Consider the following 18,786-nt stretch of genomic DNA (forward strand, 5'->3'; position numbering starts at 1 on the left):
AACCATTCAACAATTTAACCATCCAGCCTTTAAAATGTAATCTTGTTGATGTAGAACACGGAGCGGTTGGGGCCGTTGGGGACGCGTATACGCTGGAAACCAAAGGCGGCGAAGTGGGGGCCATACCAGCGGATCAGGCCCGGCAGATCTGTGCTGATGACTTTTTCCTCTTTTTCGTAGGGCAGGAGCTCAATGGAAGTTTCCTTGTCCGTGAACTTGTTTTGCTCCATCTGGCGGTAGATGATTTTTTCCTGGTCAGGATAGGCCATCACCACCCGTCCGTCCGGCAGGCCAGCAACTTCTACTGCATGGGTCAGCTCAGGGGTTAGCACGTCGGGGAGGGGGAAAGCGTTGTCCCATAGCAGCACCCCATCCCGATCGAAGCCCAGGGCAATAGCATGCGTATGCTTGTAGGCCTGCGCTTCCCGTTCCAGTCCTCTGATGCGATTGTCGAAAAAATTGCTGTTGCTGCGGTACTGGGGGAAATATACCTCTGCAGCCAGTACGTACCCGTTGGGCGTTTCGATCAGATCGTGCAGGAGCATGCGGTAGCGCTGCAGGGGCTCTTTGCCATCGGCAATGCGGGCAAACTCACGCTTGCGGGTGCGTGCTTCCCGGCGCGGCTTCATGTATTTAAAGAAGTTCTGCAGATCCAGCAGCGAGTAAAACTCCCCTTCCGCGACTTTAAAAGCCACCGGCGATGTGAAAAAGCCCTGCACAAAGCGCAGGTCCCGGGCTCCGTAGGTGCCCACCAGCATGCGCGAAAGTGTGTCGCCGGGGGTGACCTCTGCGTTGAGCAGGCTCCTGTCCTGAGGCTGCAGGATAAAGTAGTTTTGCAGCAGCTTGCCGTTGTGGTCAAAGCTCTTTACCTGCAGGCGCGATATCCGGCGGTTAGTCTCGGACAGCACGACATCCACACGGCCGTGCTCGTGGTCGGTCAGCAGGTCAGAGAAGGAGGACTCTTCGCCATACAAGGCGGGAAGGACGGTGGGCTGTGGCTTCTCCGGATTCAGGTATAGCAGGCTCGGCTTTGTATCGTAGCTGTTGCCGGTGATCAGGAAATGGTTGCCGCGCAGCACATTGAATTCATAAATGTACTCTGACTTGTCAAGCTCGATCTCGCTCTGACTTACCGTGCCATCGCCCATGTCGAGCCGCACGAAGGTATAGAGCGTGGGCTTGGCTGCCTGAAAGATAAGGTAGGTATAGGGGGCTTCCGTGTAGAGGCGTACAAATTCATACTCGGGCTTCAGGTCCAGGTTACTTTTCCAGACAGGCTCCAGCTTGGCATTGTACTTCTCCAGAACAAAGTCAGGATTCCTGGCCCAGGTGTCGGCTTTGCGGCTGTAGACCAGCAAACTGCTATCGGGCAGTGCCAGTACCTCCACGTGGCTGGTTTCGTACTGATAGGGCAGCTCGAGGCGCACGGGCTGCTGAGGCTCCTGTGCCCAAAGCAGGACAGGTGCCAGCCCGGCAAAGCAGAACAGCAAAAGGCGCAGGTATGGCATGTTACAATCTTATGCTGCCGGTAGGCAGTGGGTATAAGGCAGTTAAATGCTTTTTACTCTTTTTTGTAAGGTAACGTTGTGCCTGCGTGCGGCCAGTCGCCCCGGATTAATTGCCCAGGGCGAGCAGCACGTCAAACTCCTCCACTTTGAGCGGCATCACCGACAGGCGTGACTGGCGCAGCAGGGCGACGTTCTCCAGGCGTGGGTCTTTCTTGATCTGGTCCAGTGTTACGGGATTTTTAAATGCACTTTCCGGCACCAGGTCTACCGCCATCCACTTCGGGTCGTCGGCGCTTGGGTCAGGGTAGGCGGCTTTGTCCACTTTGGCCATGCCCACAATCGCTTTCTCGGACACGCTGTGGTAAAAGAGCACCAGGTCGCCGGGCTGCATGAGCTGCAGGTTGTTGCGTGCCTGGTAATTACGAACGCCATCCCAGCAGACACGGCCTTCTTTTACAAATCTGGCCCAGGAATAGGCCTCAGGTTCTGATTTTACTAACCAGTATTGCATGTGTAAGGTATAGGTAAACGAATTTAAGATCAGTTGAAATAGTGCCGAAAAGGCATCCCGTTACTCGTCCTTCACTTCCGGCTTTATCCTCACCTTCAGTACGCTGTCTTTCAGCGACACCACTTCCATGGTATAGCGCTGTTCGGGGTAACCGTTGCCCTGGATGTGCACGAGTATGGTGTTCTTGTCTTTGTACTCCCAGATGCCGATGTGTTCCTCCAGCCCGTCAGCAGGCGCTATGACATATTGCTTGGCCACACCCTCGCGCTCCAATGCAAAGCCGGTCCGCCCTCTGGACGGCGGAAAGTCGTAGGTGTTGGGGCGGTACACGAGCACATCTTCCTCATCTTCTTCGTAAGAGTGTAACCAGGTTTGGCCCAATAGTTCGGCCTCTGCCTTTTTACGGCAGGTGTTGGCCAGCAGCACGAGGCACAGAACGCATAGCAGCGAAGCGTATTTCATATTTTTTGTTTTATGTGCTCCTATCAGAAACAGCTAAATAGATAGCCAAGATAGGGATTTCCTGCTTTATATAGAAGCTCCATAATATAAAAGGCGCTCGGACAGGGGTGGCAAAGGTATGGCGGCTTTTTCTATCTTTGTATTCATACAGACATTGCCTTGGAAAATAAGAAAATCATAAAGCTGTTTAAGCTGGCCGCCGAGCTTATGGAGCTGCACGACGAGAATCCGTTTAAGGTGCGCTCGTATGTGAATGGGGTTGCCGCGCTGGAATTGGTGGAGGAGCCGCTGGCACTCAAAAGCCAGGCCGAGCTGGAAGGTATAACCGGCGTGGGCAAAAGCATCGCTGCCCGCGTGATCGAAATAGCCGAAACTGGTTCTTTCACGGAGCTGGACCAGCTGCTTTCGGTAACGCCCCCGGGCGTGGTAGAGATGCTGCGCATCAAAGGCATCGGTCCGAAGAAAGTGCGCAACCTCTGGAAAGAGCTGGGTGCGGAAACTGTAGAGGAGTTGCTGGATGCCTGCGAGCAGGACAAGGTGAGCAAACTCAAAGGCTTTGGTGCCAAGACCCAGGAAAATATCAAACAGGCCCTGCTGTTTACGCAGCAGAACCGTGGCAAACTGCTGTTTGCAGAAGCCGAATCAGCTGCCCATGCTTTGCTGGAGCAGGTGCAGCAAGCCCTGCCGGATGCGGAAGTCGCGCTGGTGGGCGACGTGCGTCGCTGCCTCGAGATTGTGGAAAAGCTGGAGCTGGTGGTGGGCACCGATAACCCAACGGAAGCAGAAACGGCCCTGAACAAACTCGACGAGCTGCAGCAGGATGAATTAAACTCTGGCCCCATGGTATGGCGCGGCAAGCACAGCGTGAGTGGTTTGGCCACCGAGATCCGGTTTGCCAGCCCGGCCAATTTCCAGAACGAACGCTTCATACGCTCTGCTTCCCAAGAGCACCTGACCCAGGTATTTGCGGCCAACAAGAACATGCTGACCGTAGCCCGCGAGGGCAGCCATAGCTCTGAAGAAGATATTTACGCCTCGGCAGGTATGGCCTACATCGTACCGGAACTGCGGGAAGGTACAAACGAGCTGCAGCTGGCCATGGAAAACAGGCTGCCCAAGCTGCTTGAGCTTGGCGACCTGAAAGGCATTCTGCACAACCACAGCACCTACTCTGACGGCGCTCATACCCTGGAGCAGATGGCCACCTACTGCCGCGACATGGGCTACCAGTATTTAGGTATATCCGACCACAGCAAGACGGCCGCTTACGCCGGCGGTTTGCGCGAAGGAGATGTGTTGCGTCAGCAGAAAGAGATTGACGAGCTGAACCAGAAATTGGCGCCTTTCAAAATATTCAAAGGTATAGAGTCCGATATTCTGGGCGATGGCTCCCTGGACTACGAAGAGGACATTCTGAAAACCTTCGATTTCATTGTGGCCAGTATCCACAGCAATCTCAACATGGACGAGCAAAAGGCCTCATCTCGCCTGATTACAGCCATTGAGAATCCTTATACGACCATGCTGGGCCACCCGACCGGGCGTTTGCTGCTGCGCCGCGAAGGCTATCCGATCAATCACAAAATGGTGATCGATGCCTGCGCCGCCAACAACGTCATCATCGAGATCAACTCCAACCCCTGGCGCCTCGACATTGACTGGCGATGGGTGCACTATGCGCTGGAGAAAGGCGTGATGCTGAGCATTAACCCGGATGCGCACCACACCAGCGGTTACGACGACATGCGCTACGGCGTGCTGGTCGGTCGCAAAGGCGGACTCACAAAAGAGATGACCTTTAATGCGAAGTCTGCGGAAGAAGTGGAGGCGTATTTCAAGGCACGGAAGGAGAAGATAAAGTAGGGGATGCTTAAAAGAGAAGTCTGGATAGAAGTCTGCTCTCGGGTAACAAAGGTTTATTCTAAAGGAGAACTTATAGCAAATGAGCCTACTGCAGTCGCTATAGATGGCCTAAGCGGTAGGGTAGAAGCCTTCGGGGATGCTGCACTAGAATTCATGCAGCGTTTAGCAGCAAATCAGGTGCAGTATAATCTTGTTTGGCCTGTTAGTACTGGAATAACTGATTTTTATGCCTTTGAGTATTTTCTTAGAGGGTTATTGAATAAGAGCTTTGATGGCAATAAGCTTTTAGGGCTTCTGCAGCGTTCTTACCAGATGGTATTCATTGTACCATCAACCGTATCCAGTGTAGACTTAAGAGCTTGGCGCGATTCAGGTCAACATGCCGGAGCAGCGGAGGTATATTTTATACATAAGCCTTACCTCGTCATGAGAGGCCTCGGTATAGATTTTTACACCACAGCAGGAACAGCATTGGTAGAAATTGGGAGCAGCTCAACAGAAATTTTTGTGATAGCGAATGGCAAAATTTTAGCCAATGAGCAGCTGGCAGTGGGTAAAAACAGTTTTATAAGTTCTATACAAGTAGATTATAAGAGGACGCAGAATCAATCCATCTCGGTGACTGCTGCAGAGCGGCTGCTAGAGCAAGATGCAGCTGTACTGAAATGGGTTGAGAAGTACTACTTCATCATAGAAGAGACTTTATGGCGGGTGCTGGATACAATGCCTGCTGACACAGTACAGGCAATCGTAGCAAAAGGAATAACTCTTTACGGAGCGGGTGCTAACAGTGTCGGTTTAAAGGCTGCGCTAAGCTTTAATGGCAAACTGGCACTACAACATGTGAGTGATAGCGATCACGTTATTTCACGTGAAATTGGGAATCTAAATGGTAAAGGCTTTCCACGTGATCTATTTATAAGATAAAAAGGCCAGTACTCCGAATCACAAGCCTCAAGAATCAATTAAACTTTAGTACTGAATGCCGAAAATACTAATTCTCCGTTTTTCCTCTATCGGTGACATCGTGCTGACTACGCCGGTGGTGCGCTGCATCAAGCAGCAGGTGCCGGATGCGGAAGTGCACTATTGCACCAAGCAGGCCTTTAGAGGTATACTGGAGCCTAATCCTTACATCGACAAAGTGCACACATTAGGCGATAGTCTGGGTGAACTGGTGCAGCAACTAAAGGCCGAGAACTTCGACTTTGTGGTGGACCTGCACAACAACCTGCGCACCCGCGTCATCAAAACCCGCCTGGGTAAGCCCTCCAAAAGCTTCGATAAGCTCAATTTCGAGAAGTGGCTGATGGTAAACCTGAAAGTGAACCGCCTGCCCGATGTGCACATTGTAAACCGCTACCTGGCCGCTGCTGCGCCACTAGGTATACAGGACGACGGCAAGGGACTGGACTACTTTATACCTGCCGCCGACGAAATGGACATTCATACTTTGCCAGCCGGTTTCCAGAACGGATATGTAGCCTTTGCCATCGGGGCGCAGCATTATACCAAACGATTACCTACGGAGCGCATCATTGAACTTTGTGCAAAACTGCAGCAACCAATTGTTCTGCTCGGCGGGAAAGAAGACGCTGCCACCGGTGATGAAATTGCCAGCTACTTTCAACAATCAGCAAGTAACAATCAGCAATCAACCATCATCTTCAACGCCTGCGGCAGGTATAGCCTCGCAGGTTCAGCCTCGCTGGTGCGGCAGGCAACACAGGTGGTTAGCCACGATACCGGTCTGATGCACATTGCGGCGGCTTTCCAGAAGAACATCATCAGCGTGTGGGGCAACACCATACCCGAGTTTGGCATGTACCCTTTCCGGACCAGGTATAAAGTGCTCGAGGTAAACGGACTGCCTTGCCGGCCCTGCTCTAAGATAGGGTATAGCAAATGCCCCAAAGGTCACTTCAAGTGCATGCGGGATATTGATTTCTCTGCCATTGAGCAGCAGCCTTATAAAGTATAGACAGCTATAAAAACGACAACGCCCTCGCAGGTTTATACCTGCGAGGGCGTTGTCGTTTTTCAGGTATAGGTATACCTGATGAGTTGGTTTACTGCAGTGGTTTTACGGTATAGCCGGCTCTTTGCAATAGCTTTAGCAAACCGTTTTCGCCCGGAAGGTGCGCTGCTCCTACTGCTATAAAGGTAGATTGCTCTTTCATAATGGCAGGTAGCTTAGTCATCCAATCTTTGTTTCGGTCGTCCGTCATATAGGCCATGTCACCACCGCCGGTCAGCTCATTGTATTCCTGCGATAGCGCCCAGATGCCTTCCACGTCCTTATCGAAATACAGCTGCACGAGTTTGTTTGAAAGCTGCGTAGCCACATCTTTGTTTTTGATGTAAGCCACGAGTTGCTCCGCCTGTTTGTCCAACGGGTAATGGTTGTAAAGCAAATCAAACTGCTGCTCCATGGTCTCGAGCGTGCTTACTTTCTTGTTGCTTTTCTTGTTGTAGCTGGCAAAATACATGTCAAGCGGCTGGCCGGTGTAGTTTTTTAGCACTTCCATGTCCTGGTAGTCTTTCATGGAAAGCATCAGCATCAAGGTCATCGGTTTCATCTGGTCGGCCATGCTCAGCTCAAAGCCAAACTTTTCTTTCACCTCCTGGTTCACCAGCGCATAGTCCTCCTTGTTCAGCAGGTTCGAGAGCTTGTTGTCCGGCATCACCATTTTAGCGCCCAATAGCATCATCTTGGCCGAATCGATCTCTGTTTCCACCACCAGGCCGCGGCTTTCCATAAAGCGCTCCATTACCTCCGGTTGCGTGTTGAGGTAGCTGGAGTTGAGCAGGTGATAGGTGCCGTACAGGTATGAGGGTTGCTTCAGTCCATTGCCGCTGATCTCCCAAAGCAGCGATTTGGCCGATGCAACAGGTTGTGCCTTGGCAGTGGTCCTGGCTTTGGCTGATTTAGATTTTAACTTCTGGGCCTGGCTGAGGGAAGGGATAAAAAGGAAAGCCATCCAAAGGAGGCAAATCAGGGGGTATCTGTTCTTAGAATGCATGTATAAAAGGTTAATAAAAAGGTTGTTTCAGATTGAGCGGGATAGCTGTAGTTTTGCAAATGAAAATGCCATTGGCTGCTTTTTGCGCGAATGGCACCTATAAAGATTCAGAAAAGTAATTTATATGTCCAAATATAATCTGAGCTGGCAAGCCACCGACGAGCAACTACTCGATGCGCTTTTGCTGGCAACTGGCGGTGAAGGAGGGGCTACTCTGCAGGATGTGCTGCTGATGATCGATGCCCTGGACGGCGATGTGATGTCGTTGGAAGACCTGGAACAAGGGCTCGAAAAGCTGGTGTCGGCTGGTTTTGTGATGGTGCAGAAAAACAAGCTGGCCCTGTCTGAGCAATTCTTGGCCAAATATGAACAAGCGACGCTGACCTCTACAGAAGAAGCGCCTGAAAGTCCGCTGCAAAAACTGCTTTCTCAAACGCCCCTCACCGAAGCAGGTATACAGCAAGCCCGAACCGAATCGCTCAAGAAGTACAAGCTCAAAAACCACTACCAGCAGTACCAGGAGCAGTTTGGGTAGTTTTAGGATTTGGAAATTTGAAGATATGCAGATGCTGAAATAAGAAATTGCCGATTTCTATTTCTGAGGTATAAGTAGGGAATCTAACAACAAGCTAATAAATGCAGAAGCGCCGCTGAGTTAATTCAGCGGCGCTTCTTATTTCCAGGTATGGAGAAATTTTCAAATCTCCACAATCTTCAAATTTTAGCTGATCTTCTCAAAACCCAGGTATGGGTGCAGCACTTTCGGCATGTTGATACCGTCTGGCGTCTGGTTATTCTCCAGGATAGCAGCCACGATGCGCGGCAGGGCCAGGGCACTACCGTTCAAGGTATGCAGCAGCTGGGTTTTGCCTGACTCTGTTTTGGAACGCAGCTTCAGGCGGTTGGCCTGGTACGTCTCAAAGTTAGAGGCAGAGCTTACCTCCAGCCAGCGGTTCTGGGCGGTAGAGTATACCTCCATATCGTAGGTGAGGGCAGAGGTAAAGCCCATGTCACCGCCGCACAGGCGCAGCACGCGGTAAGGGAGCTCCAGTTTTTGCAGTAGGCCCTGGATGTAGCTGCTCATTTCCTCCAGCGTTTCGTATGACTTTTCTGGCAGCGTAACCTGTACAATCTCTACCTTGTCGAACTGGTGCAGGCGATTCAGACCGCGCACATCGGCACCCCACGATCCGGCCTCTCTTCTAAAGCAGGGCGTGTGGCCGGCGTTCTTGATCGGCAGTTGCTCCACCGGCACAATCACGTCGCGGTAAAGGTTCGTGATGGGTACCTCGGCAGTCGGGATCAGGTATAGGTTGTCTTCCGTGGCGTGGTACATCTGGCCGTCCTTGTCAGGTAGCTGGCCGGTGCCGTAGCCAGAGGCTTCGTTCACCAAAATTGGCGGCTGCACTTCCATGTAGCCCGCTTTCATGGCCTCGTCGAGGAAGAAGTTGATAAGGGCGCGCTGCAGGCGGGCACCTTGCTTCTTGTACACCGGGAAACCAGCGCCTGATATCTTGTTGCCCAGCTCAAAATCGATGATGTCGTATTGCTGGATCAGCTCCCAATGCGGTAGGGCACCTTCGTGCAATTTTGGAATTTCACCGTGTTGTAGAACTACTTCGTTGTCTTCTGCTGTTCTACCTTCAGGAACACTTGCATGCGGAAGGTTCGGCAGCTTGTATAGTGCTTGCTGTATTTGCTCTTCGATGGCAGCCAGCTGCTCACTCAGCGATTTGGTCTGCTGCTTTAACTCTGATGTTTCTGCTTTGGAGGCTTCCGCCTTTTCGCGGTCGCCGTTCTTCATCAGTATACCGATCTCTTTTGAGAGGGTATTGGCACGGGCCTGCAGCTCATCGTGCTGGCTTTGCACCTGCCGGCGCTGCTGGTCCAGGGCTACAATAGCCTCTACCTCTTGGGCGGCATTTTTGTAGTTTTTCTTGGTAAGTCCAGCTATCACAAGTGCTGTCTGCTCTCTTAAAACGTTTAGCTGTAGCATAGTTTGGGTCGTTATGTAGCTGCAAAAATATACTTTTTTAGGTTGTTAGCGGCATTTGCGAAATCTTTTAAGGAAAAACTGAAACATTTTCAACAAAATCCCCGCTAATATTTGTTAATTACTAAGCATTGCAATAACATTGCAGTGCAATTTATGGCAGGCCCTTTCCTGAGCCGCACAAAACTCTATCGCATTCATTCATTTTCCGAATTAAAAGTAAAGCTCTCGCTGCGTCCGCCCATGCGTGCCAAGCAGGTTAATTTAACTACCATACCACATTTATGTACAATATTGAAGAATTGAAAGATAGGCTTCTTTCAGAACTCAAGGAAATTGCAGAAGACCTGGGTGTTAAGAATTTCAAGAAACTCAGCAAACAGGATCTGGTCTACAAAATCCTTGATCAGCAAGCCATAACCCCTCCCGACAAATTGCCGAAAAAAGTAAAATCCTCCTCTAGCACAGCCGTCGCCAGCGAAACCGCAGCTACTGAAAACACAATTACCATTAGTGAAGAGCAAGAGGTGAATGAAGAGCAGGAAGCCCCTGCAGCCGAAGCGATAGCCCAGGCAAAACCTGCCCGCGAAGCAGCGCGCCGCGAACAAACCAGTCCGACTTTAGTACAACAGGCCGCACCCGCAAAGGACCACGGTCCGCAGCGTGAGCGTGTAACGACCCGCCGCGACAACCGCAGCGAAGGCGCCAATCCGCGTGAACCACGTCAGGAGCAGCGTGTGGAGCGTACAGAGGCCCGCCCGGAGCGTGCTGAGAGAGCGGAGCAGCGACCGGAACGCGTTGAGAGAACAGAGACTCCGCGTCCTGAGCGCAACGAGAGAAATGAAAGAAACGATAACCGCACAGAGCAGCGTGAGCAGCGTCCTGAGGTAGGAAACCGTGCAGAGCAGCAACGCGAGCCGCGCCCTGAAGTCGGAAACCGTAGCGACAGCCGCAATGACCAGAGCAACCGTAGCGGCGATAACTTCCCGCGCCGTCAGCAAAATGCAGCCGCAAGCAGCAATAACTTCCGCGAGTTTGACGGAATAATCCTAAATGAAGGTGTGTTGGAGCTGATGCAGGATGGCTACGGCTTCCTTCGCTCCACGCATTACAACTACCTGGCCTCGCCAGATGATATCTATGTGTCTCCTTCGCAGATCAAATTGTTCGGTCTGAAAACGGGCGACACAGTAAAAGGCCAGATCCGTCCGCCGAAAGAAGGGGAGAAGTACTTTGCCCTGCTTAAAGTGGATCTGGTGAACGGACGCACCACGGAGGAAATCCGCGACCGTATACCTTTCCAGCACCTGACGCCGCTTTTCCCGGAAGAGCGCCTGAAGCTCACCACCAAGCCAAACCTGCTCTCAACCCGTATCCTCGATCTGTTTGCCCCGATCGGTAAAGGCCAGCGCGGTATGATCGTGGCGCAGCCGAAAACAGGTAAGACCGTGTTGCTGAAAGAGATCGCCAACGCCATCTCCGAAAACCACCCGGAAGTATACCTGATGATCCTGCTCATAGACGAGCGTCCTGAAGAAGTGACCGATATGGCCCGCAGCGTGAAGGCGGAGGTAATTGCCTCTACGTTCGACGAAACGGCCGACCGCCACGTGAAGGTTGCGAGCATCGTACTGGACAAGGCCAAGCGCATGGTAGAGTGCGGCCACGATGTGGTTATCCTGCTCGACTCCATTACGCGACTGGCGCGCGCCTATAACACAGTGGTGCCTTCGTCAGGTAAGATCCTGTCGGGTGGTGTGGATGCCAACGCGTTGCACAAGCCGAAGCGTTTCTTCGGTGCGGCCCGTAACGTGGAGAACGGCGGCTCGCTCACCATCATCGCCACTGCGCTGATCGACACCGGTTCTAAAATGGACGAGGTGATCTTTGAAGAATTTAAAGGTACCGGTAACATGGAACTGCAGCTGGACCGCAAACTGGCCAACCGCAGAATTTACCCTGCTATCGACGTGCCGGCATCCGGTACACGCCGCGAAGACCTGCTCATGGACAGAGACGAACTGAACCGCATCTGGATCCTGCGCAAGTTTATGTCCGACATGAACTCCGTGGAAGCCATGGAATTCCTGAAAGATAGAATGCAGGGAACCAAGAGCAACGAAGAGTTCCTGATCTCGATGAACGGATAATGTATACTTTACCAAAAACAGACCGGCCCCCATTGCTTTGTAGCAGTGGGGGCCGGTCTGTTTTTGGAGGTTAAATTGTTAAACGGAAATTTTTATCATCCACAGCATTGAAACACTTAGGTTTTAACTCAATTGCTGAATGCAATTTGATAGTTGCGTATAACCATCAAAAATTTAACCATTCAACCATCAACAATTTAATACAAACTCCAAAACGGATAATCCGGCTTGGCTAGCAGGTAGACGGTATAGGTGAGTACCAGGCCAAAGACGATGTGTGCAAAAACGAGTGTGGACAGGTATGAGCGGAGTGCTATGATAGGTGGTCTGGGATGCACCATGAACAACAGATACCACAAGAACATTGCGATCAGGCCATGCGCTAGCCCGAAAAGGAATCCCCACGAGGCATTGATAAGCCCTACTTCAGAATGCCACAGCGCGATGTAAAAGAGTGCAAAAATAATCCCGACCATGTAGTGCGCCACGGTGCCGTATACCTTGGTGTTGGTCGCTTCTGAGAGCGACCCATCGGGTTGGGTACGGTTCATGAGCATGGTGCCCAGTATCCGGGTTACTTTCATAACACGGTGCGTCACATACGAGAGCAGGTATAGGAAGGCAGTCATGGCGGCGGTGGCGGCAAGGCCACCTATTACAGCGTAGAGAAGTTTCATGCGGAGACGGTTTTTGCTGTTATACGCAATCAGGCCAGGTAGTTGCAAAACGCCGTTCAGCGTGCATGTTAAGCGCCGGAAACGGTGCGCAGCAGGAGTATGAGGAAAAAAGCCAGGCTGATGCAGAGCGACGAGATCTTGTTCATGCGCATCGTGTTTTCAAAATTCACTTCCCCGGAATTCTGCCACGACCGCCGCATCCAGCTCAGGAAGTAAAAAGTAATGGGTGCAGTGCAAAGTAGAAATACCCCGATGCTGAGCAGTTGCCCGAACGCCAGGTATAGCCCGATCAGAAGTGCCGCTCCCAGGCTTAACGCTATACCTGCAAACACAAATGTACCCCGTATACCTAGCAGTAAACTCAGCGTATGGTCACCCCGCTCGCTGTCCTCCTGATGTTGGTAGATTTGCGTGAGGGGATAGGAGCCACAGAGAAAGAGCGTGCTCACCAAGGCAAACCAACTATTGGGGGTTTGCAGGGTTTGCTGCATGTCCAGACCAGCTCCTACCTGTACCATCCAAAAAGTAAAGGCCCCCTGAAACACCGTCACCACCAGCGTGCTGATGATGGGGTATTTCTTGAGCCGAACGTTCCGGTTGCTGTAAGCCTTGGAAACCAGCAGGTAGAGCGCCACTAGCAGGGCAAACAGCGGTGAAAGTAAGAAGCCAAACAGCAAGGCCAATACATCAAAAAGCAGCACCAGGTGGAATAATTCCTGCGTGACTTTGGGTGGGCGGCGGAGTCCGCCGATGCTGCCTTCATCGCGATCGTGGTAGGAGTTGTAGCCATTGCTGGCCGGGTATACGAGTACGTGCAGAATCAGGAACACAGCCACTGCACGCCACCAGGTATAGCCGTCGGCCACGCTAAGCGCAAACCAGTACACCGGCATCAGGTATACCGAAAACGGAATCCGCATCAGCGTCAGGGCGCTGCCGTATTTTCCGATAACAGGTATAGCGACTGGTTTCAAGGTGTTATTTGCTTAATGGCTAAATTGTTAAATGGTTGGTCTGTAATTTATCTCAACTCTCAAATTTTGTGAGATCTATAACAGGTCTTGGTCTGCTTCTTATCTAGTGCTGATTTTTACTCATACCTCAACAAACAATTATCAACCAACGATCAGCAACCATTAATCATCAATCCTCAGGATACCCCAGCAGATAAATGACCTGCTGGCCTGGTCCGCTTCCTACAATGCCCCTGCGCCAGGTATAGCCGGGCGGTGTATGGACGCGGGCCAACAACTCGTCGAGCATCCGGGGATTGTAAAGCCTGAACAGCGACACCAAGCCATCCCACATGATACCGAGCGGAATAATGGGTATCAGGTACGTAAACAGGAGCCGGCTCAGTTTGAAAGGCCGGATAAAAGGCGTTACCAGCAGGATTATGATCGGGAAGGTGAGCAGGAAAATAATCAGCTCCGTCCAGGTTTTGCCACCTCCTTCAAAGATGCCGATGGGCGCCCTCTGATCGGCGGCATTCTGCAGAATGGCCACCGCCTGTTCTGGCCGGAAGTGGTGAAAGGATGAGAAGATGGTACGCACGCCTTGTACCTGCGGTGGTACTTTGGTGGCATCGACGGGAGAGGCAATAAAGTCGATCAGTCCTCCGGACTCGGCTTGCAGGTACTCGTAGGCGCCCAGGTTGGGGTACCGGTCCGATAAGGTGACGCGCACAGGCTCGCCCATGCGTTGGCTCAGCGCTTGGCGTATACCTGCTATGCCGCCGCCGGCGCCCGAGCAAAGGTCGGTGAAGTGGGTTTGGCCGCTGCGATGGAGCAGCTCTTCCAGCAAAGGTATAGCCGGTCCGTAGGCGCCGAGCTTCGAGATCATGAAGCGCAGGAAATCGAGCATGCCTTGGCGGAAGATGTGCGGAAACCAGGGCTGGTCTTCTAACTCGAAGAGGTGCAGGCGGAAGTTCAAGGGCAGCAGCGATTGTTTTGTTCGCATACTGCCCTCTGCCTGTAAAGGTTGCTACGGTAGCGTTGTGCCGCGCTGGCTCATCCAGGGGTGCAGCTCCATGATCAGCTTACCGGCTTTTACGGCCGGGTCTGCCTCGGTCAGTGCCTTCGCCTCCTCCAGAGTAGCGACGTCAAAAATGAAGATACCACGCAACTCGCCATTGTCCAGAAACGGACCGGCCATCACCAGTTTGCCATCGGCAGCCATCTTCCGGATATGCGCCATGTGCCCACGCTGGATGCTGTTTACCTCGGCTGTGTCGGTGGGTTGGTAAGGGCCTTTTTTGAGCAGGGCTATGTAGTAGGTCTTCATCTGGCTCATGTCCATCTCACCAGACTTCTTAGGAGCTTCCTGCGCTGTAGCAGCCGGCGCTTTTTTAGCAGCAGGCTTCGCTTTGGACTGGGCCTGAGCGCCTACTGTGCAGCAAAGGCCGAGAGCCAGGGCTATACCTGTGGTTTGTAGCAGTTTTTTCATAAGCGTAAAGGTATAGAAACTCATTGACGTGCAACAACTCCCGTAGCACCAGCTCCGATGCTAAAGCTGTCGCCAGCGTTGCTGAACAGCTGCCAGTATTCCTCCTGCGGCTTACCCAAATCAGGCACTAAGATCAGGCGGTCACCGTTCACGAAAGTCAGGGCAATACCGTACGCATCTCTTACTTCGGCGCTCTCTACTGCCAGGGCCTGGCTGCTGATCACCAGCCCCTGCAGGTGCTGGTCGCGGAGGTTGGCACCGGGCACTTTCCAGTCGAATTTGGGGGAGGGGAGGCCGGGCTCGCGCTTGCGCATGAACACCTCGCTGTGCTTGATGGTGCTGCCGTCAGCCAGCTCGAAGGTCCAGGGGCAGTTCACGGCCAGGGTATAGAAGCCTACGTCCAATATCAGTCCCTGCGGCGTGGTATAGCTGGTTTTGCCGAAGTGGAAGTACTGCACCAGTTCGCTGCGGGTGGTTTTGGTCAGCGGCAGCCCCTTGATTTTATCGAACGCTGCCTGTAATTGCTCTTGCATGGGTGTATGGGTAATGCTATGTGGCAAAGATAGGCAGGGGCTGCCAAAGTTATCACAGCTTCTGCATACCGCTTGCTAAGTTTTATGCGTTTCTGAGAAAGTATTTGCACACAAAAGGTATATTTGCAGTAAATTAGAGAGAAGCGATCCGGAAAAATACAGGCAATTTGCCCTGATGAAATAACATGCTGCAAGAGCAAGAAAAAGAACAAGTAAAGCAACCAGTTAAAAAGAGGAGGTCGGTTTACGGCCGTATCATTGGCTATACCTGGAAGCTGTTTGTGTTGGGGCTGATGGTGGTGGTGGGCTACCTGGTGAGTGTGGAGTATAACTTCTTTTACCTCTTCGGCTCCTCCCCAAGCCTGGACAGGCTGGAAAACCCGCGTAGCGACCAGGCCTCCGAGTTATACACAGCCGACGGCCAGCTGATCGGAAAGTACTTCCGGGAAAACCGCAGCCCGGTGGGTTACAAGCAGATGTCGCCCACGCTTATCAATGCGCTGATCGCCACTGAGGACGTTCGTTTCTACGAGCATGCAGGTATAGACCCGACAGCCATTTTCGGAGCCGTGTACGACAACCTGCGCGGCGAAAGCCGGGGCGGTAGCACCATCACGCAACAGCTGGCCAAAAACCTCTACAAGACCCGCACCGACGACTCCAAAGGCGTGCTCGGCCATATACCTGGACTGAACATCGTCATCTCCAAAACGAAGGAATGGCTTACCGCCATCAAACTGGAGCAGCGCTATACCAAAGAAGAGATCTTGGCCATGTACCTCAACACCGTGGACTTCGGCAGTAATTCCTTCGGTATACAGGTAGCCTCCAAGACTTTCTTCAACACTTCCCCAGACAGCCTCAAGCCCGAGCAGGCCGCCGTACTGGTAGGTTTGCTCAAGGCACCGACTTATTACAGTCCGCGCTTTAACCCAGAGAACGCCACCCGCCGCCGCAACACGGTGCTGGGGCAGATGGCCAAGTACGACTACCTCACCCAGGCGCAAGCCGACTCGCTGAGCAAACTGCCGCTGGTGCTGGACTACAAAGTAGAAAACCATTACGACGGTCCGGCTACCTACTTCCGGGGGGCTGTGGCCGATTTTATGAAGGAATGGTGCAAGGAGAACGGCTATGACCTGTACCGCGACGGTCTGAAGGTATACACCACCATCGATTCGCGCATACAGGCCCACGCCGAGGCGGCCATGGAGCAGCAGATGCGCACCCTGCAGCGCCGCTTCGACAACCACTGGAAGGGGCAGAACCCCTGGGTGGACGAGAAGAACCGTGAGATCCCGGGCTTCATAGAAGAAACCATCAAGCGCACCGACTACTACAAGCGCCTCAAAAAGAAGCATGGCGACAACGTGGCCGCCATCAACAAAGAATTGAACACGCCGCGCGAGATGATGGTGTTCACCTGGGACAACCCGGAGCGGGAGAAAAAGATGACCATGTCGCCCCTGGACTCGCTGCGCTACTACAAGCGTTTCCTGCACGGCGGTATGATGACCATGGACCCCTTCTCCGGCGAGATCAAGGCCTGGGTGGGCGGTATCAACTACAAGTACTTTAAGTTCGACCACGTGAAGCAGGCGCGACGCCAGCCAGGCTCCACCTTTAAGCCGTTCGTATACGTGGCAGCCATCGACAACGGCTACTCGCCTTGCGACAAGATCGTGGACACGCGCATCACCATCAATTACGTGGAGAAAGGCGAGAAAAAAAGCTGGTCGCCCAACAATGCCGACTGGCAGTATACCGGAGCCCCGATGACGCTGCGCCGGGGTATGGGTAAATCGGTAAACTCTGTCACCGCACAGCTTACCGAACTGGTTGGCTGGGAAACTGTGGTGGACTACGCCAACAAGCTGGGCATCACCAGCCCGTTGGATAAGGTGCCCTCCATTGGCCTGGGCCCAAGTGATGTGTCTGTTTACGATATGGTGGGTGCCTACAGCACGTTCCCGAACCATGGTTTCCACACCGCACCGCGTTTCATCACCCGCATCGAAGACCGCGAAGGCAACCTGATCGAGCAGTTTGTGCCGGAGCAGAAGAAAGTGCTGAGCGAAGAAACCGCCTTCCTGATGATGCATATGCTCAAGGGAGGTATAGAGGAGCCGGGCGGTACCTCGCAGGCGCTGTGGGAATACGACCTCTGGAAGGGCAACGAGATTGGCGGCAAAACCGGCACCACCTCCAACCACTCCGACGGTTGGTTTATGGGCGTGACCAAAGACCTGGTAACCGGTGTGTGGGTGGGCGGCGAGGACCGCAGCATTCACTTCCGTACCTCCAGCCTGGGCGAAGGCTCCAAGACAGCACTGCCAGTATACGGCCTCTTCATGGAGCGCATTTACGAAGACAAGGAGCTGGGTTATACCATGGGCCGTTTTCCTAAACCAACTGTCAAGATCAACAAGAAGTACAACTGCACCACCGTGCTGCCCAAAGCTGAACCAGACTCTATTTTCTTCGACCTGAATTTTGAAATCCCTGAGTTGATCGATACCTTTTAAGCTATACCTTAACCATTGAAAACAGCAGCGCCGACTATACTGATAGCCGGCGCTGCTGTTTTAAGGTATATGCTGTAGGTGACTGCAAACAAGCAGGTATAGGGGAATCAGCTTTTGTCTTTGCTTCTGCTGTAGAAGGACTCCAGCGCCTCGTCCAGGTAATTGTACTCGAAGGTGAAGCCGGTCTGCAGCACTTTGTTGGCGCTCACACGCTGTCCGCTCAGCACGACATCGCTCATCTCGCCAAGCATCAGGTTAAGGGCAAAAGAAGGGACTTTAGGCAACACTAATGGCTTGTTCATAGCCTCGGCCAGCGCTTCTGTAAACTCCTGGTTGGTGACAGGGTGAGGAGCCACGGCGTTGTAAACGCCCACAAATTGGGTGTCTTCAATAGCCCGCGTATAGAGGCGGCACAGGTCGTCGATGTGGATCCAGGACATGTACTGTTTGCCACTGCCAAGTGGAGCACCCGCCATCAGCTTGATCGGCCGGGCTATTTGCGGCAGAGCACCTCCTTTTTCGCTCAGCGCTATACCTGTCCGCAGGATGACGGTACGTATACCCAGGTCTTTGACCTGCCAGACAGCCGCTTCCCAGGCTTTGCATACCTCGGCCATAAAGTCTTCGCCGTAACTGCTCTCCTCAGACATCAGCAGGTCACCTGAGTTGCCATAAATGCCGATGGCAGAGGACGAGATAAAGCCTTTGACGTGGTGCTCTTGTTTGCGGAGACTGTTGAGCAGCAGCTGCGTGCTGTCTACCCGGCTGCGCAGAATCTCGCGCTTGCGTTCTTTCGTCCATTTCTCATCAGCCAGTCCGGCACCCGCCAGGTGAATGATATAGTCGGCGTAGGTGATGGCATTCTCGTCGATATAAGATTTCTCTATATCCCAGCGGAAAGTCTTGTAGTGAGAGAACTTGTCGGGCGCTCTGGACAGGTGCGCTACCTCATAGCCCTGATCGATGAGCATCTCCGAAAGACGCGTTCCGATCAGCCCTGTACCACCTGAAATCAGTATTTTCCCAGCCATAAGCACTAATCGTTGTTATAAACTATATAGAAATATATCTATACGGGTAAGGACTCACTGAAAGT

The 18,786-nt window shown here is 52.6% G+C and carries 17 protein-coding genes; 6 read left to right on the plus strand and 11 right to left on the minus strand.

Features of this window, described 5'->3' with window-relative positions; all coding sequences use genetic code 11:
* Window positions 1-29: 29 nt before the first annotated feature.
* From Q4E40_RS05650 to Q4E40_RS05660, 3 genes are all read right to left on the minus strand, one after another.
* Window positions 30-1,508 (minus strand): hypothetical protein, encoded by a 1,479-nt coding sequence (locus Q4E40_RS05650; protein WP_303410579.1) that lies wholly within the window; start codon window positions 1,506-1,508, stop codon window positions 30-32.
* Between the two features lie 106 nt (window positions 1,509-1,614).
* Entirely contained in the window at window positions 1,615-2,019 is a 405-nt protein-coding gene (locus Q4E40_RS05655) for an EVE domain-containing protein (RefSeq protein WP_303410580.1), read from the minus strand.
* A 60-nt stretch (window positions 2,020-2,079) separates the two neighbouring features.
* Window positions 2,080-2,481: a hypothetical protein gene (locus tag Q4E40_RS05660; protein WP_303410581.1), complete on the minus strand. Its 402-nt coding sequence runs from the start codon at window positions 2,479-2,481 to the stop codon at window positions 2,080-2,082.
* Window positions 2,482-2,640: 159 nt separating this feature from the next.
* Here Q4E40_RS05660 and polX point away from each other — a divergent pair, with 159 nt between their 5' ends.
* The 3 genes from polX to Q4E40_RS05675 are packed head-to-tail and all read left to right on the plus strand — an operon-like array spanning window position 2,641 to window position 6,325.
* Window positions 2,641-4,344 (plus strand): DNA polymerase/3'-5' exonuclease PolX, encoded by a 1,704-nt coding sequence (gene polX / locus Q4E40_RS05665; RefSeq protein WP_303410582.1) that lies wholly within the window; start codon window positions 2,641-2,643, stop codon window positions 4,342-4,344.
* A gap of 3 nt (window positions 4,345-4,347) precedes the next feature.
* Window positions 4,348-5,271 (plus strand): rod shape-determining protein, encoded by a 924-nt coding sequence (locus Q4E40_RS05670; protein WP_303410583.1) that lies wholly within the window; start codon window positions 4,348-4,350, stop codon window positions 5,269-5,271.
* A 55-nt stretch (window positions 5,272-5,326) separates the two neighbouring features.
* Window positions 5,327-6,325, plus strand: coding sequence for a glycosyltransferase family 9 protein (locus Q4E40_RS05675; protein ID WP_303410584.1), 999 nt, complete (start codon window positions 5,327-5,329; stop codon window positions 6,323-6,325).
* An 88-nt stretch (window positions 6,326-6,413) separates the two neighbouring features.
* Here the strand turns inward: Q4E40_RS05675 and Q4E40_RS05680 are convergent, their stop codons facing one another.
* A complete protein-coding gene (locus tag Q4E40_RS05680; protein ID WP_303410585.1) occupies window positions 6,414-7,325 on the minus strand; it encodes a TraB/GumN family protein in 912 nt (303 codons plus the stop codon).
* A gap of 166 nt (window positions 7,326-7,491) precedes the next feature.
* On the opposite strand from Q4E40_RS05680, the gene Q4E40_RS05685 reads away from it, so the two are divergent.
* Window positions 7,492-7,902, plus strand: a complete 411-nt coding sequence (locus Q4E40_RS05685; RefSeq protein ID WP_303410586.1) for a hypothetical protein — start codon at window positions 7,492-7,494, stop codon at window positions 7,900-7,902.
* Window positions 7,903-8,088: 186 nt separating this feature from the next.
* Here the strand turns inward: Q4E40_RS05685 and serS are convergent, their stop codons facing one another.
* Window positions 8,089-9,363, minus strand: a complete 1,275-nt coding sequence (gene serS, locus Q4E40_RS05690; protein WP_303410587.1) for a serine--tRNA ligase — start codon at window positions 9,361-9,363, stop codon at window positions 8,089-8,091.
* 281 nt (window positions 9,364-9,644) lie between these two features.
* On the opposite strand from serS, the gene rho reads away from it, so the two are divergent.
* Complete coding sequence (gene rho, locus Q4E40_RS05695) at window positions 9,645-11,510, plus strand: transcription termination factor Rho (protein ID WP_303410588.1); 1,866 nt, start codon at window positions 9,645-9,647, stop codon at window positions 11,508-11,510.
* 197 nt (window positions 11,511-11,707) lie between these two features.
* On the opposite strand, the gene Q4E40_RS05700 is transcribed toward rho, so the two are convergent.
* From Q4E40_RS05700 to Q4E40_RS05720, 5 genes are all read right to left on the minus strand, one after another.
* Window positions 11,708-12,187 (minus strand): hypothetical protein, encoded by a 480-nt coding sequence (locus Q4E40_RS05700; RefSeq protein ID WP_303410590.1) that lies wholly within the window; start codon window positions 12,185-12,187, stop codon window positions 11,708-11,710.
* A gap of 68 nt (window positions 12,188-12,255) precedes the next feature.
* Window positions 12,256-13,161: a UbiA family prenyltransferase gene (locus tag Q4E40_RS05705; protein ID WP_303410592.1), complete on the minus strand. Its 906-nt coding sequence runs from the start codon at window positions 13,159-13,161 to the stop codon at window positions 12,256-12,258.
* A 169-nt stretch (window positions 13,162-13,330) separates the two neighbouring features.
* Complete coding sequence (locus Q4E40_RS05710; protein ID WP_303410593.1) at window positions 13,331-14,146, minus strand: class I SAM-dependent methyltransferase; 816 nt, start codon at window positions 14,144-14,146, stop codon at window positions 13,331-13,333.
* Between the two features lie 24 nt (window positions 14,147-14,170).
* Window positions 14,171-14,632, minus strand: a complete 462-nt coding sequence (locus tag Q4E40_RS05715) for a YciI family protein (protein ID WP_303410595.1) — start codon at window positions 14,630-14,632, stop codon at window positions 14,171-14,173.
* Between the two features lie 20 nt (window positions 14,633-14,652).
* Entirely contained in the window at window positions 14,653-15,165 is a 513-nt protein-coding gene (locus tag Q4E40_RS05720) for a hypothetical protein (RefSeq protein WP_303410596.1), read from the minus strand.
* Between the two features lie 185 nt (window positions 15,166-15,350).
* Here Q4E40_RS05720 and Q4E40_RS05725 point away from each other — a divergent pair, with 185 nt between their 5' ends.
* Complete coding sequence (locus Q4E40_RS05725) at window positions 15,351-17,690, plus strand: penicillin-binding protein 1A (RefSeq protein WP_303410597.1); 2,340 nt, start codon at window positions 15,351-15,353, stop codon at window positions 17,688-17,690.
* 107 nt (window positions 17,691-17,797) lie between these two features.
* Here Q4E40_RS05725 and Q4E40_RS05730 read toward each other — a convergent pair whose 3' ends face one another.
* Window positions 17,798-18,721, minus strand: coding sequence for a TIGR01777 family oxidoreductase (locus Q4E40_RS05730; protein ID WP_303410599.1), 924 nt, complete (start codon window positions 18,719-18,721; stop codon window positions 17,798-17,800).
* Window positions 18,722-18,786 lie beyond the last annotated feature (65 nt).

The sequence above is a fragment of the Pontibacter coccineus genome (genome assembly GCF_030546575.1).
Lineage (GTDB): Bacteria > Bacteroidota > Bacteroidia > Cytophagales > Hymenobacteraceae > Pontibacter > Pontibacter coccineus.